Annotated in this window: 12 protein-coding genes; 6 read left to right on the forward strand and 6 right to left on the reverse strand. The window is 42.8% G+C overall.

Annotation, left to right across the window (positions count from 1 at the left end; translation table 11 throughout):
* Window positions 1-418 precede the first annotated feature (418 nt).
* Window positions 419-2,206, forward strand: a complete 1,788-nt coding sequence (locus ACEN9X_RS18200) for an ABC transporter ATP-binding protein (RefSeq protein WP_413666467.1) — start codon at window positions 419-421, stop codon at window positions 2,204-2,206.
* A gap of 519 nt (window positions 2,207-2,725) precedes the next feature.
* Window positions 2,726-3,058: a DUF3276 family protein gene (locus ACEN9X_RS18205; protein ID WP_090528014.1), complete on the forward strand. Its 333-nt coding sequence runs from the start codon at window positions 2,726-2,728 to the stop codon at window positions 3,056-3,058.
* Between the two features lie 87 nt (window positions 3,059-3,145).
* On the opposite strand, the gene mgtE is transcribed toward ACEN9X_RS18205, so the two are convergent.
* Window positions 3,146-4,516: a magnesium transporter gene (mgtE, locus tag ACEN9X_RS18210; protein ID WP_091211895.1), complete on the reverse strand. Its 1,371-nt coding sequence runs from the start codon at window positions 4,514-4,516 to the stop codon at window positions 3,146-3,148.
* A gap of 231 nt (window positions 4,517-4,747) precedes the next feature.
* Here mgtE and ychF point away from each other — a divergent pair, with 231 nt between their 5' ends.
* Entirely contained in the window at window positions 4,748-5,851 is a 1,104-nt protein-coding gene (gene ychF, locus ACEN9X_RS18215; protein ID WP_413666468.1) for a redox-regulated ATPase YchF, read from the forward strand.
* 213 nt (window positions 5,852-6,064) lie between these two features.
* On the opposite strand, the gene ACEN9X_RS18220 is transcribed toward ychF, so the two are convergent.
* The 3 genes from ACEN9X_RS18220 to ACEN9X_RS18230 form a co-directional block, all read right to left on the reverse strand.
* Window positions 6,065-6,871, reverse strand: a complete 807-nt coding sequence (locus tag ACEN9X_RS18220; RefSeq protein ID WP_413666469.1) for a helix-turn-helix domain-containing protein — start codon at window positions 6,869-6,871, stop codon at window positions 6,065-6,067.
* A 131-nt stretch (window positions 6,872-7,002) separates the two neighbouring features.
* Window positions 7,003-7,887, reverse strand: coding sequence for an oxidoreductase (locus ACEN9X_RS18225; RefSeq protein ID WP_413666470.1), 885 nt, complete (start codon window positions 7,885-7,887; stop codon window positions 7,003-7,005).
* A 190-nt stretch (window positions 7,888-8,077) separates the two neighbouring features.
* The gene (locus tag ACEN9X_RS18230; protein WP_413666471.1) at window positions 8,078-8,893 is read right to left on the reverse strand and encodes an SDR family oxidoreductase; all 816 of its coding nucleotides are present in this window, start codon (window positions 8,891-8,893) and stop codon (window positions 8,078-8,080) included.
* Window positions 8,894-8,969: 76 nt separating this feature from the next.
* Between ACEN9X_RS18230 and ACEN9X_RS18235 the strand changes: the two genes are divergently transcribed.
* Window positions 8,970-9,332: a helix-turn-helix domain-containing protein gene (locus ACEN9X_RS18235; protein WP_330861903.1), complete on the forward strand. Its 363-nt coding sequence runs from the start codon at window positions 8,970-8,972 to the stop codon at window positions 9,330-9,332.
* A 77-nt stretch (window positions 9,333-9,409) separates the two neighbouring features.
* Window positions 9,410-10,798: a sulfatase gene (locus ACEN9X_RS18240; protein WP_413666472.1), complete on the forward strand. Its 1,389-nt coding sequence runs from the start codon at window positions 9,410-9,412 to the stop codon at window positions 10,796-10,798.
* A 129-nt stretch (window positions 10,799-10,927) separates the two neighbouring features.
* On the opposite strand, the gene ACEN9X_RS18245 is transcribed toward ACEN9X_RS18240, so the two are convergent.
* Window positions 10,928-11,875 carry a polysaccharide deacetylase family protein gene (locus ACEN9X_RS18245; protein ID WP_413666473.1) on the reverse strand — a complete coding sequence of 316 codons (948 nt, stop codon included), beginning with the start codon at window positions 11,873-11,875 and terminating at the stop codon, window positions 10,928-10,930.
* Between the two features lie 4 nt (window positions 11,876-11,879).
* A complete protein-coding gene (locus ACEN9X_RS18250; protein ID WP_413666474.1) occupies window positions 11,880-12,275 on the reverse strand; it encodes a DoxX family protein in 396 nt (131 codons plus the stop codon).
* An 87-nt stretch (window positions 12,276-12,362) separates the two neighbouring features.
* On the opposite strand from ACEN9X_RS18250, the gene ACEN9X_RS18255 reads away from it, so the two are divergent.
* A complete protein-coding gene (locus tag ACEN9X_RS18255) occupies window positions 12,363-13,205 on the forward strand; it encodes a helix-turn-helix domain-containing protein (protein WP_413666475.1) in 843 nt (280 codons plus the stop codon).
* Window positions 13,206-13,362: the final 157 nt, after the last annotated feature.

Here is a 13,362-nt window from a genome sequence, read left to right on the forward strand (position 1 = left end):
GTTAAACAGATTTAGTCTGCCTAATTTACGGATACTATCCTCAAATACTATCTAAAAGGGTGACAATCCTGACATGATCCTGTCAGTGTTCAGTTTTTAAAAAACGGGCGTTCAGCTTTTTATTTTGTGATTTCATAACTAATTGATTATTAATGATTATGCGTTCATGTTGGGTTTTAACTCACTTTGGGTTATTTGTAATGTATTGATTATCAATAATGTTTATTTTGGAAAAAATTGCAAGTGTTCATACTTTTAAAATTGAACACTAATAAGATTGTGACAGATGTATCCAACGTAACAATCTTACATCCTCCCGACTTTTCCATTCAAACACTCTCCCCAAATTTTAATACTTTTGATCATTATGTCAGGTCTTTCCGACTTTCGGACATTCCCGACTTCCGGACTATAGTAAATGAAAGACCTCGCATACCTTAATAAATTTTTTTACAAATACCGCTGGCGACTTATTCCGGGTGTGCTGTTTGTAATCATATCCAATGTTTTTGGTGTGCTGCCCGCACAGGTTATCCGTGTAGCTTTTGATCTGGTTACCGAAAATATAGGTGCCTACCAGCTTTTTTCTGGTTTCGATAGGCAAAGCTTTATTTATGACATTTTCGGTACCAGTTTGTTCCTGTTTGGTACACTGGTATTGGTGCTGGCGTTGCTGCGGGGCTTGTTCCTGTTTTTTATGCGGCAAACCATCATCCTGATGTCGCGCCATATCGAGTACGACCTAAAGAATGAGATCTACAATCATTACCAGGAACTGTCACTTGCCTTTTACCGCCGCCACAATACCGGCGACCTCATGAACCGCGTAACCGAGGATGTAAGTCGCGTGCGTATGTACCTTGGGCCTGGTATCATGTACTCTATTAATACCGTGGTACTGTTTGTTATGGTGATATACGCCATGCTTACGGTTAATGTACAGTTAGCCATCTTTTCGGTATTGCCGCTGCCAATTTTAGCGGGTGTTATTTACTATGTTAACAATGTGATCAATCACCGTAGTGAAATGATCCAGGAGCGGCTTTCGGGTTTATCCAGCTTTGTACAGGAAAACTTTTCGGGCATCAGGGTGATCAAATCATACGTGCGTGAAAGCTTTGTGCGCGAAAACTTTGCCAAGGAGAGCGAGGACTATAAAGTTCATTCCATGGAGCTGGCTAAGGTGCAGGCCCTGTTTTTTCCGATCATGTTATTGCTTGTTGGCTTGGCCAATGTGATAACCATGTACGTTGGTGGGGTAGAAGTAATAAAAGGCAATATCACTCCCGGCAATATTGCTGAGTTTATTGTGTACCTCAATATGCTTTCGTTCCCGGTTATTTCGTTGGGTTGGGTAACCTCGCTGGTGCAACGTGCTGCTGCTTCGCAAAAACGTATCAATGAGTTTTTACACGAAAAACCGGAGATCATTTCGCCGGTTGCGGATAAACACCATGTTGAAGGCTTAATTAAGTTTGATGATGTATCATTTATTTATCCAGATACCGGCATCCAGGCTTTAAAGAATGTTTCGTTTACGGTTGAACCGGGGCAGATGCTGGCTATCATTGGTCGTACTGGTTCGGGTAAATCAACCATTGCCAACCTGGTGATGCGCATGTACGATACTACAGGCGGAGAAATTACAATTGATAATAAATCGATAAAATTGCTTGGCCTTGAAAACTATCGTTCGCAAATAGGTTTTGTACCTCAGGAGGTTTTCCTGTTTTCGGATACCATTGCCAATAACATTGCTTTTAGTGCCGATGTGCTGGATTTGCCTGTTGTTGAACAGGCAGCTAAAGATGCTGCAGTATATAGCAATATTATTGAGCTGGAAGATGGTTTTTCTACGCTTATCGGCGAACGTGGTGTTACCTTATCGGGTGGTCAAAAGCAGCGTGTATCTATTGCGCGTGCCATATTTAAGCATCCGCAGGTATTGATCTTTGATGATTGTCTTTCGGCGGTTGATACCCGTACTGAGGAAGAGATCCTGAATAACCTTGGCCGGGTAATGCAGGATAAAACCAGTATCATCATAGCCCACCGCATTTCTACCATAAAAAATGCCGATAAGATACTGGTAATGGACAACGGCGAAATAGTTGAGCAGGGTAACCACGAATACCTGATGCAGCTTAAAGGCACCTACTTTGAGCTTTACGAAAAGCAACTGCTGGAAGAAGAGCAGGATGCATGATGGCTTATAGGAATCAGATTAAATAAAACGCGATGTCATTTAGACGAACTGCATGGGGCTGCGGGGGAGGAGTGAGGAGAAATCTTATACGCCCTGCATATTTTGCAGGCATGATGTATAAGATTTCTCTTTCGCCCCAATACACATTCCTTCTCGTTCTGGCGCAAGTCTTGTGCGGCTGAATTGCGGGTAGAGGACTTGTGCTTTCATGCCTCACTCCAAAAAGGCTTACAGTTTATAGAATAATTTTTACCCGGCCGTGTAACAGGTAGCACAAGTTAACCTCCGCACAACCAGAACCCGCAAAACTTGCGCCAGTGAAAGTTCCCGACAGTAGGAGGAACCTCCAAAGGATCTCGAAAACCTTCGTCTTTTCCGTAGGCCAGTCCTTAAAATGATCATGCACACAAAAAAATGACACTTTTGTTTCAAAAAAATCAATAATAGCGAATAAAATAGTTGCACTTTGAAAATTTATTTATATTTATGCCAACCAAAACTAATTACAGGTAAATATATATGGGAGATTTTGACAATAGAGAGCGTGAAGAGGTTTATTCAAAGAAGGTGAGAGCCGGGAAGCGGACCTATTTTTTTGATGTAAAAGCAACCCGTTCAAACGATTATTATGTTACTATTACTGAAAGCAAAAAGCGTTTGGAAGATGGGGTGTTTGTGAAACACAAGATCTTTTTATATAAAGAAGACTTCGAAAAGTTTGCCGAAGGTTTGAAAGATACCATCGACTACATCAAATCAAACCAGGAAGTAGTTGAAAAACGCTACGAGTACAGCGAGAACCCTGAAATTGCCAGGGCATCTGCCGATGAGGATTTCTCGTTTGAAATCTAACAACAGAACAACACTAAACTAAATAATTAAGCCCTGCATCTTATTAAGAGGCAGGGCTTTTTGCGTGTGTGTTGTATTGAAAGCAGGTTATAATAATATGCCCCGCATAAATATTACTGCTATGGTAAAATAAATGATCAGGCCGGTTACATCCACAAGCGTAGCCACAAATGGAGCTGATGAAGTAGCAGGGTCGGCGCCAAGTTTTTTCAATAGGAGCGGTAGCATCGAACCCGATAATGATCCCCATAACACAATACCAATAAGGGATGCACCTACCGTTAAGCCTACCAGCATCCAGTGCGGGCCGTAAATATTGCTGAACATGCTCCATGCTGCTATGCGTAAAAAGCCAATTAAACCCAGGCAAATACCAAGCATCAGCCCGGACAGGATTTCCCGGCGCATAACACGCCACCAATCGGCAACGGTTACTTCGCCAAGGGCCATCGCCTGGATAATGAGGGTTGAGGCCTGCGAACCGCTGTTGCCCCCGCTCGAAATAATTAGCGGAATAAAATACGCCAGCACTACTACTTTGGATATTTCATCTCCAAAATAGCCCATGGCAGTAGCGGTAAGCATCTCTCCCAAAAATAAAATGATAAGCCAGCCTACACGTTTTTTTACCAGTTTAAAAAGGTTGATATCCAGATAGGGTTCATCCAATGCTTCGGTACCACCTATTTTCTGAATATCTTCCGTATATTCTTCGTTAGCTATCCAAAGGATATCATCAACTGTTACGATGCCAAGCAGTACATCGTTATTGTCAACAACCGGTAGGGCAGTCCGGTTATTCATCCTGAAAACATTGATGGCTTCTTCCTGCGGATCGCTGGCGCTAAGAGAAATCAGTCGGCCATCCATTAATTCACTCACCTTGGTTTCGGGCTTTACCAACAGTATTTCACGGATCCGGATATCGTCAAGTAAAACGCCATGCTCATCTATCACGTAAATAACATCAATGGTTTCGGAGTTTTTACCATAACGGCGAATATGCGAAAGCACGCGGCTTACATCCCAGGTGCGTTTTACTGCAATGTAATCGGGCGTCATCAGGCGGCCAACGCTTTCTTCTTCGTAGCCTAACAAAACCAGGGCTTCTTTCCGGTTTTCGGGCGAAAGTTTCTGGATGAGTTTTTGAACAGCATCGCCGTGCAGCTCGCTGAAAAGTGCGGTACGGTCATCCGGTGGAAGCTCGTTAATCAGATCTTCGACCTTTTGGCCCGAAAGTTTTTTGATGATACGTTCCTGCACAGGGAACTCGAGGATGCGGAATACATTGATCGCCCGGTTAAGCGAAAGGATTTCGATGAATTTAGGGCCGTGTTCAGGAAGTTCGCCAATCAGTTCTTCAACATCCGATATGTTGAGGTTGTTCAAATATTCCTGTAATTGGGTGTCGTCTTGTTTTTCCAGTAACAATTCTACTTGCTCAACCATTTCTTCCATATATAGGCCCTCCTTTTTTACATCGGTGTTTTAATATTTTAGCTTCTTTTTTCCGAGCGCAAAAGTCGTTTATTTTTTCAAATTATAAGGCAAAATTTTCTGTTATCTTTGCAGCCGAATTTTGAGGTGAGTGGTTGACTGAGAGAGTGGTTGATTAAGTTGGTTTTATGCCTGCTTTTTCGTCCTTCAAACTTATCAACCTAATCAACTTAATCAACTAAATAAACAAAAATGGGTTTACAATGTGGTATAGTAGGTTTGCCGAATGTGGGTAAATCAACACTTTTTAATTGCTTATCAAACGCTAAGGCACAGGCGGCTAACTTTCCGTTTTGTACCATTGAGCCAAACGTGGGTGTAATTACAGTGCCGGATGAGCGCTTAACCAAGCTTACCGAAATAGTTAACCCTAAAAGTATAGTACCAAACACTATCGAGATAGTTGATATTGCCGGTTTGGTTAAAGGTGCCAGCAAAGGTGAGGGTTTGGGTAACCAGTTTTTAGCTAACATCCGTGCTACCAACGCTATCATCCATGTGTTACGTTGCTTTGATAATGATAACGTGATCCACGTTGATGGTTCGGTTGATCCTATCCGCGATAAAGAAATTATTGATACCGAATTACAGCTGAAAGATCTTGAATCTATCGAGAAAAAGATCCAGAAGGTTGAAAAGATGGCCAAAACCGGTGGTGATAAAGAAGCCAAAAAAACCTTTGATGTTTTAACAGTTTATAAAAATCACCTGCTCGAAGGTAAATCGGCCCGTACCGCAGCTGTTGAAGAAGAAGATAAAGAATACGTAGCCGATTTGTGGCTGCTTACCGCTAAACCGGTGTTATATGTTTGTAATGTTGACGAAGGTTCGGTAAGTACTGGCAATGCTTATGTTGAAAAGGTAAAAGCTGCTGTTAAAGATGAAAACGCCGAAGTGCTTATTATCTCAGCTCAGATAGAATCAGAAATTTCACAACTGGAAACTTACGAAGAGCGCCAGATGTTTTTGGATGATCTTGGTCTTACAGAGTCAGGTGTTAACAAGCTGATCAAAGCGGCCTACAGGTTATTGAACCTGGCTACTTACTTTACCGCAGGTGTACAGGAAGTACGTGCATGGACTATTACTCAGGGTTTCACCGCGCCGCAGGCTGCAGGTGTGATCCACACAGATTTTGAAAAAGGCTTTATCCGTGCCGAGGTAATTAAATACGAAGATTTTGTGAAGTTCAATGGCTCTGAAGCCGTGATAAAGGAAAACGGTAAACTTGGCGTTGAAGGTAAAACCTACATTGTGCAGGATGGCGACATTATGCACTTCAGGTTTAACGTTTAAGGAAAGAATCAGGAAGTCAAAATTCAAGAGACAAGAATAGAGATTCAAGGCAACAAAACTCAAGAGCCAGGAAACAAGATTGGAATTTTTTTATCTTTTTCCTGGCTCTTTTATGTCTTGACTTACTGGTTCTTTTCTTGTCTCTTGAATTTTGATTTCCTGACTCATCTTTCTCCTCTTGTTCCTGACTCTTGATTTCTTGCTTCTCGGCGCCTACACTGCCGATGGCGCTACCCCATAAGCTTTTTTAAAGGCGAATGAAAAATGGGAGAGGTCTTTAAAACCTACGTCCATATAAACATCTGATACCTTGTGTTTTTTTTCCTTGATGAGGAAATAGGCATCCTTTAATCGTTGCTGCTGAATCCACCGGTTGGGTGATATATTAAAGATCCGTTCAAAATCGCGCTTAAATGTTGCCAGGCTGCGACCGGTTAAATACGCAAAGCGGTTTAAATCAACATTGAAACGATAGTTTTGGTTCATGAAAGCCTGAAGGTCAATTTTGCCTGGTTCGCTAAAATCAAACAAGATATTTTTTAGCTCGGGATTGGTTTCAAGTAATATCATTACTGCTTCCTTAACCTTATGCAGGGTAAGTGCGGGACTAATTTCGTCGCTACTTTTATCCATGTAAGGGTTTAGCGATTTGATGTAGTTGCTAAAAAGCTCATTAGGTTTCAAAAACAATGCGCTTTCGCCTGTATACGGAGTATCTGCATGTAAATCAAATTCGGCGCTCATACTTTGCAGGGTGGCCTGATCCATGCCAATGGTTATGGTTTTAAACTCGCCGCCCGCTGGAGGATGTTTTACAAATTTGGCCAGTTCGTTCCGTTTCAGAAAACGGTAATCGCCTTCCTTAAAATAATAGTTTTTGCCGTTAACGTAAAGCTCCGAATCGCCGGAGAGGATATAACCGAATATATGGTCGGCAATAAATTGTTCGCCAGCCCTGCTTACGTGCGAGTAGCAGGAGTAAAGTATGCGTGGCGATGTTTTTGGATTTAACACAGGCATGTTGCTCAAATTTAATAATAAACGAAGACTTACGAAGTTTTTACAACTTCGTAAGTCTGATATCAACCGATGGGCGTGTCCTCACGCCCGTTTTGGCAATAGTCATGGGGACACAACTATCGGGTAATATATTACGCTTTTTGAGCTGCTATTGCCTTGCCATAAGCGGTATTCATAAAATCACCTGCTTCGTCATGATCTGTTGATTTAGTAACCGGCAACCATTTTTCAAACTCAGCTTTACGTGCTTCATCGGCAAGGGTTAGCAAAGCGGCCGCTTCACTGCCCAATACCAGGTGCATAGGCGGCTCCGGATTTTCAACCAGGTCGATCATTACTTTAGCTGCCTTTTCAGGATCACCAACCGGAACAAACTTACCGCTCGACATAAAATCTGCGCGTGCATCAACAGTTTGCTCATAACCTTCAACTTTTGGTGCATAGCTCATGGAATCGCCGGCCCAATCAGTACGGAAGCCTCCCGGTTCAACACTGGTAACCAATATACCAAGTGGTTTTACTTCCTTTGACAACGCTTCGGTAAAGCCGCTCAAGCCAAATTTAGCTGCCTGGTACATACTTAAACCGGCATTACCTATACGGCCACCAACCGAGCTAATCTGCAGGATGCGGCCTGAACGTTGCTTGCGCATATATGGCAACACTGCGCGGGTTATTTCGATAGGTGCATATAAATTGGTTTCCAACTGACTGCGTACCTGATTGTCGGTAAACGCTTCGGCTGCGCCAATGATACCGAAACCGGCGTTGTTCACCAATACATCAATTTTACCAAAATGGGCTACCGTATCGGCAACGGCTTTATAAACGGCTGGGTAATCGGTAACATCTAATTTTATAGGATAAATCTGGCTAGGATATTTATCTGCCAGCTCTTTTAATTGTTCGGGGTTACGTGCTGTTGCGGCAACATTATCGCCGGCTGCTAAAACTGCTTCTGTAAGGCTGCGACCTAATCCACGGGCGCTGCCTGTTATAAACCAAACTTTTTTCATAGTCTTTATTTTCTTTTTGATAACACAAAGTTAGGTTGATATCCGGCGCTGCGTTTTGTTAGAAAGCTCAAGTTGCTTTGTTGAAAAGCTCAATGAACAGAACCATGATTTTCTTGATTAGAGGATTTCCTGATAGCGGGAGATAGATTATCTTTCATGGAAATTCCCTAATCCTAAAAATCAAGGTTCCTTAAAAAAATGCTGCCATTTTTTCCATATATTCCTCAATAGGCATGGTGTTGCGCATGTTCATCAACATGTTGCCCATATTGCCTAATACCGTGCGGAACTTGTTGCTTTTGCCGGTGGCAAGATCATCTATGGCATTGACAATCTCCATTGGATCATCCAGTTGTGATTCATCGCGGGAGCCCATCAGGTTTTGTAGTTTGCTGGTAAGTTCATCATATGCGGTTATATCTGGATTTTGGTTCCAAACCACACTTTCAACAAAATTATTGCCTTTTGAACCGCCTTGCTCTATCAACCTTAAGTGGATGTTAAGCGGCTCTAACTCGTAATAAAGTCCTTCGGTAAGGCCTTCAAGTGCAAATTTCGACATGTTGTACAACGAGCCAAGCGGTACAGCAGTGGTAATGCCCATAAACGAGCTGACGTTGATGAACATTCCCCCGTTGTTTTGCCTGAAATGTGGCAGGAACGCACGAATGATATTAATAGGACCGCGGGCATTTACCGCAAACTGCCAGTCGATATCCTCTTCTTTGGCAAGCTCCAATGCGCCGTACGTACCCATACCCGCATTATTTACCACAACATCAATTTTGCCGAAAGCTGCTATAGCCTGTTCGGTTGCAGTTTTTACCTGCTCAAGATTGGTTACATCCAGCTTAAATATTTTAATATTAGGATATTGCGTTAGTTCGGTTTCCTTTTCGGGCGTACGCATGGTGGCAGCTACATTCCAGCCTTGCTGTGCAAAATGTTTAGCGGTTAATTTGCCCAGTCCGCTGCTGGTTCCGGTTATAAAAACTGTTTTTGACATGGTATTTTACTTTTTTTATGCAAAAGTATAATGGAAATGGTATAATTTTGTAACCAGTTACACGGAGTATACCAGTATGGAAGCAGGAATAACGTCACACCAGCGTAATCATGCCGATGAGCGGCAGGCTTTACAGGACACCATGTATGTTATCGGCGGTAAATGGACGCTGCCAATCATCAATTCTATTTGTAATGGAAACAAACGGTTCCGGGAAATTGAGCGGAGTATTCCAGGCATTACTACGCGCATGTTATCGCGTGAGCTAAAAACAATGGAAATGAATAAGCTTGTTAAACGAACGGTAACGCCAACTTCGCCGGTTTTGATCGAGTATGAATCGACGGAGTATTGCCGGAGTTTTGGCGGCATCATTTTGGAAATGATAAAATGGGGAAAGGAGCACCGGGAGATGTTGCGCAACGCTGATAAGCAATAGTTGTTGATTAGGCCCTATTGTAAAAGTTAAGTTATCTTTAATGGTCATCAGTTATAAAAAACTATTTTCACCGGGCAATGAAACATCTAACCAATTTAACCTGTAAAGGCCTTTTCCTTTTGGCTTTCTTATTTTTGATTGTACCTGCTTCGGCACAAAAAAAACAATTGCCCAATATCATTTTTGTATTGGCCGATGATATGGGGTACTCCGATTTAAGTTGCTACGGCAACCCGGTAATCCGTACACCATTTTTAGATAAAATGGCGCAAAAAGGCGTAAGGGCAACCAATTATGTAGTAAGCAGCCCTACGTGTACCCCGTCAAGGGCCTCATTACTAACAGGGCGTTATGCTTCAAGGATGAATTTGCCTGCGCCTATCGGTCCCGGCTCATTATTGGGGATCCCCGATCAGGAAGTTACCATTGCGGAAATGCTAAAGCAAATTGGATACAAAACCGCTATGATAGGCAAATGGCACCTTGGTGACCATGCGCCGTATAATCACCCGATGGCACAAGGTTTTGACTCATACTATGGCTTGTTATACAGTCATGATTACCGTTCACCTTATGTGAAAACAGATACTACTATTAAAGTATTCCGAAACCATAAGCCGGAGATATTGAAACCCGCCGACTCATCACTGATTGAGCTGTACCAGCGCGAAGCCATCCGCTTTATCAAGGGGCAGAAAAAGGGTGATAAGCCGTTTTTCTTATATCTTGCCCACAACATGCCGCATTTACCGGTAGCGTTTGCATCATCTGCAAAAAATAAAAACCGCAGCGATGGCGGGCATTTGGGGGATGTGGTAGAGCAGTTGGATGAAAGCCTTGGCCAGGTTTGGAGCGAACTGGAAAAACAGGGACTGGCTGATAATACGATATTTATGTTTTCGAGCGATAACGGTCCGTGGATAGAGTTTCCAGACCGGATGCTGGGCGATAGTGCTACTAAACACTGGGATGCCGGAACAGCAGGAGTTTTCCGGGGAAGCAAGGGGCAATCGTATGAAGGCGGAGTACGTGAACCGTTCATCGTTTACTGGAAAAACCATACCCCGGTTGGCGCAAGCATTACCAGCATGATGAGTAATCTGGATGTGCTTCCTACACTTGCCAACTGGACAGGAGCCCCGCTACCGAAAGGCCGCACGCTGGATGGGCAGTCGATAGCTGATGTATTAACAGGCAAAGCGCCTAAACACCCTGAGCATAGACCTATTTACTATTATAATAACAGTGTTTGTGAAGCTGTACGCCTGGGTGATTGGAAATATCGCGAAGTAAAAGCTAATAACAATGTGGGCGGCGTGGCAGGTTTACCGCTGCCTGCAAAAACCGAACTGTTTAACCTGGCTTATGACCCCAGCGAGCGCACTAACGTAATAAAAGAATACCCGGAGATGGCTCAGAAGCTAAAAGCTCTTTTTGATCAATATCCAGGTATGAAGGAAAATTAGGAAAAAATAAAAGCAAATAAAATTATGTCATTGCGAGGAGGAACGACGAAGCAATCGCATGGTATACAGAGCGGCTGTGCTTCCGTGCGATTGCCGCGCTGCGTTCGCAATGACATTTTTGTTTCTTTATCAACTCTCTCTTGCCGTAGTTTTATCCTCCAAAGCCATCTTAGCAATTTCATCCTTCCGTTTAAAGCTTACGTCTTTGTGCTGCTGTATGTATTTAATTAGTTCATTTGTGGCCTTAACCATTTGCGGGGTGCCGCCAATCCTGTCGTGAAAACTGATTGACATCTGGCGGCGTTTAAATTCGGCTTCGGCATACAGTTGATCGAACTCAAATTTAACCTGGCTAAGAAATTGATCGACAGAGAAATTTTTGCCTTCAATCAGTACAATATCATTGTTGCGTATGGTGTAAGGCACTATTACAAAATCTTTTTGATTTACCGGGATGATGAAAGGCTCGTCGCGGCTCAGATCATCGATATGATAAACGAAACCAAGTTCCTGTAATATTTTTAGCGTGTTTTCGCCACGGCGAAGCCAGTTGGCATTGTAGCCCACCGGAGTAAAACCGGTTACTTTTTTAATGGCATCGGCACCGTCTTTTATAAATTGCTTTTCCTGATCATAGGGCATGGTGTATTGCGTTGCCCAGTTCATGCCATGGGCTGCTGCCTCATGCCCACGGTCAACAATTTCCTTAGCTAAAGCGGGGTTTTTAAGTACTGCCGAACCAACCATATGCGATGTTACCTTAATGCCTAACTTGTCCCAGTTGTCCAGCATGCGGGGGATCCCTTCTTTATAACCATATTGAAACCAGGTTGCGCCGGGCAAATCGATATAGCCTTTTTGCATGTTTTGTGGAAATGGGCTCTCGGCATTATCCGGCTGACCGCCCGCTTCAAACTGCATGGATACGGAAACTACCAGTCTTGAGCCATCGGCCCATTTTGAGGTGTTAACGTTATTGGCAATTGTATTTTCTTTTGCTGATGCTATATTGCTGCCCACAAGGCCTGCCAAACCTAAAAGCCCGCCTTGTTTTACGAAATCTCTTCTTGAGCTCATGATATTATTTATTGAAGAAAATGTTATCTAATGAATAGGTGTTATTTGCTGCAAACTGAAGCAGTACGGCAAAGAAGGCTGCATGGATCAGCTGTGAAGGAAGAATTTCCCAGTTTTCGATCAAACAGCTGCCAAATATTAATATGATCATTACCAGGCCACCGCCCACTAAAGCGGGTTTGGTAAACAGGCCTGACAAGAGTAATAAGCCAATGGTAAATTCGGTAATCGGTAACAGGTAGCTGAAGGGTGTTACCATAAATTTAGGCAGCATTGATTTTTCGAATGTGCCAACCATCCAGTTGCTGAAACCATTAAGCTTAGGTAAGCGAACCAATCCGTGACCAAACATGCTGGCTCCTATGGCGAGCCTTAAAAGTAAAAAAGATGTAGTGTTCATTTTCGTTTTGTTTTGATATGTCAAAGTTCCGCATTATCAATCCCCTGGCGTTGTACATTTCAGGGTATCATATGTAACTTTACAGGTATGGAGATCAAAAACCTTTACCGTCCGTACGAGCTGGAGCTGCTTGAAACAAACCAGTACACAGCCAAGCCGCACCGCAATACCTTTTTTGAAATGGTTTTTACGCTGGAAGGCAAGGGCATCCAGATCATTAACGGGCATGAATTGCCCTATGCTTCGGATAAGTTCTTTCTGATTTTTCCTGAAGATCAGCATGGTTTTGAAGTGCATGAGCTTACGCGGTTTTACTTTATCCGCTTTACTGATAGCTATCTGAAAACACAAAGCGAAAAGTGGGTTAAAAAAATGGAATACATTTTTCATAACCATAACCATTTGCCGGGTTGTATCCTTAAAACAGTTACCGATAAGCCATTGGTAAGGGCTATGATAGAGGCTTTGCAGCGCGAAACATCAAATGAGTTTCCTCAGCACAACGAGGTGGTGGAACAATTAATGAATACCATTATCACTATTGCTGCCCGTAATATCACGCTGCAGCAGCACGCCAATATTATTAAACAGCCATCAACCACCACGCTGCCGCTGCTTAATTACATCCACGAATATATTTATCAGCCAGAACGCCTGAAGGCCGAGTGTATGGCCTCATCATTTAACTTTTCGCCCAACTATATCAGCGAATACTTTAAGAAAACCACGGGTGAAAGCTTACAGCAATATATTACCAGCTATAAACTCAAGCTGATAGAAACCCGCCTGCAATACACCGATAAGCGCATGAGCGAAATTGCCTATGAGTTTGGTTTTACTGATGAGAGCCATCTGAACCGGATCTTTAAAAAGTATAAGGGGGAGAATCCCACGGCCTTTAGGAAGAGATATGCGGAGTCGAATAATTAAACAAAAAGGGACTTACAATTTGTAAATCCCTTTAGTGCTCCCGACGAGATTCGAACTCATATCAATGGTACCGGAAACCATGGATTACCCCTTGTTTGTTTTTATTTGAACGATGTTAAAAAAGCGTCTTTATTGCTATTTGAACACAGATTTTGTA

The sequence above is a fragment of the Mucilaginibacter sp. Mucisp86 genome (assembly GCF_047324315.1).
GTDB lineage: Bacteria > Bacteroidota > Bacteroidia > Sphingobacteriales > Sphingobacteriaceae > Mucilaginibacter.

Excerpts from the sequence above, each read along its gene's own strand:
- ACEN9X_RS18200 (WP_413666467.1), top strand. The coding sequence starts at position 419 with ATGAAAGACCTCGCATACCTTAATAAATTTTTTTACAAATACCGCTGG.
- ACEN9X_RS18205 (WP_090528014.1), top strand. The coding sequence starts at position 2,726 with ATGGGAGATTTTGACAATAGAGAGCGTGAAGAGGTTTATTCAAAGAAG.
- mgtE (WP_091211895.1), bottom strand. The coding sequence starts at position 4,516 with ATGGAAGAAATGGTTGAGCAAGTAGAATTGTTACTGGAAAAACAAGAC.
- ychF (WP_413666468.1), top strand. The coding sequence starts at position 4,748 with ATGGGTTTACAATGTGGTATAGTAGGTTTGCCGAATGTGGGTAAATCA.
- ACEN9X_RS18220 (WP_413666469.1), bottom strand. The coding sequence starts at position 6,871 with ATGCCTGTGTTAAATCCAAAAACATCGCCACGCATACTTTACTCCTGC.
- ACEN9X_RS18225 (WP_413666470.1), bottom strand. The coding sequence starts at position 7,887 with ATGAAAAAAGTTTGGTTTATAACAGGCAGCGCCCGTGGATTAGGTCGC.
- ACEN9X_RS18230 (WP_413666471.1), bottom strand. The coding sequence starts at position 8,893 with ATGTCAAAAACAGTTTTTATAACCGGAACCAGCAGCGGACTGGGCAAA.
- ACEN9X_RS18235 (WP_330861903.1), top strand. The coding sequence starts at position 8,970 with ATGGAAGCAGGAATAACGTCACACCAGCGTAATCATGCCGATGAGCGG.
- ACEN9X_RS18240 (WP_413666472.1), top strand. The coding sequence starts at position 9,410 with ATGAAACATCTAACCAATTTAACCTGTAAAGGCCTTTTCCTTTTGGCT.
- ACEN9X_RS18245 (WP_413666473.1), bottom strand. The coding sequence starts at position 11,875 with ATGAGCTCAAGAAGAGATTTCGTAAAACAAGGCGGGCTTTTAGGTTTG.
- ACEN9X_RS18250 (WP_413666474.1), bottom strand. The coding sequence starts at position 12,275 with ATGAACACTACATCTTTTTTACTTTTAAGGCTCGCCATAGGAGCCAGC.
- ACEN9X_RS18255 (WP_413666475.1), top strand. The coding sequence starts at position 12,363 with ATGGAGATCAAAAACCTTTACCGTCCGTACGAGCTGGAGCTGCTTGAA.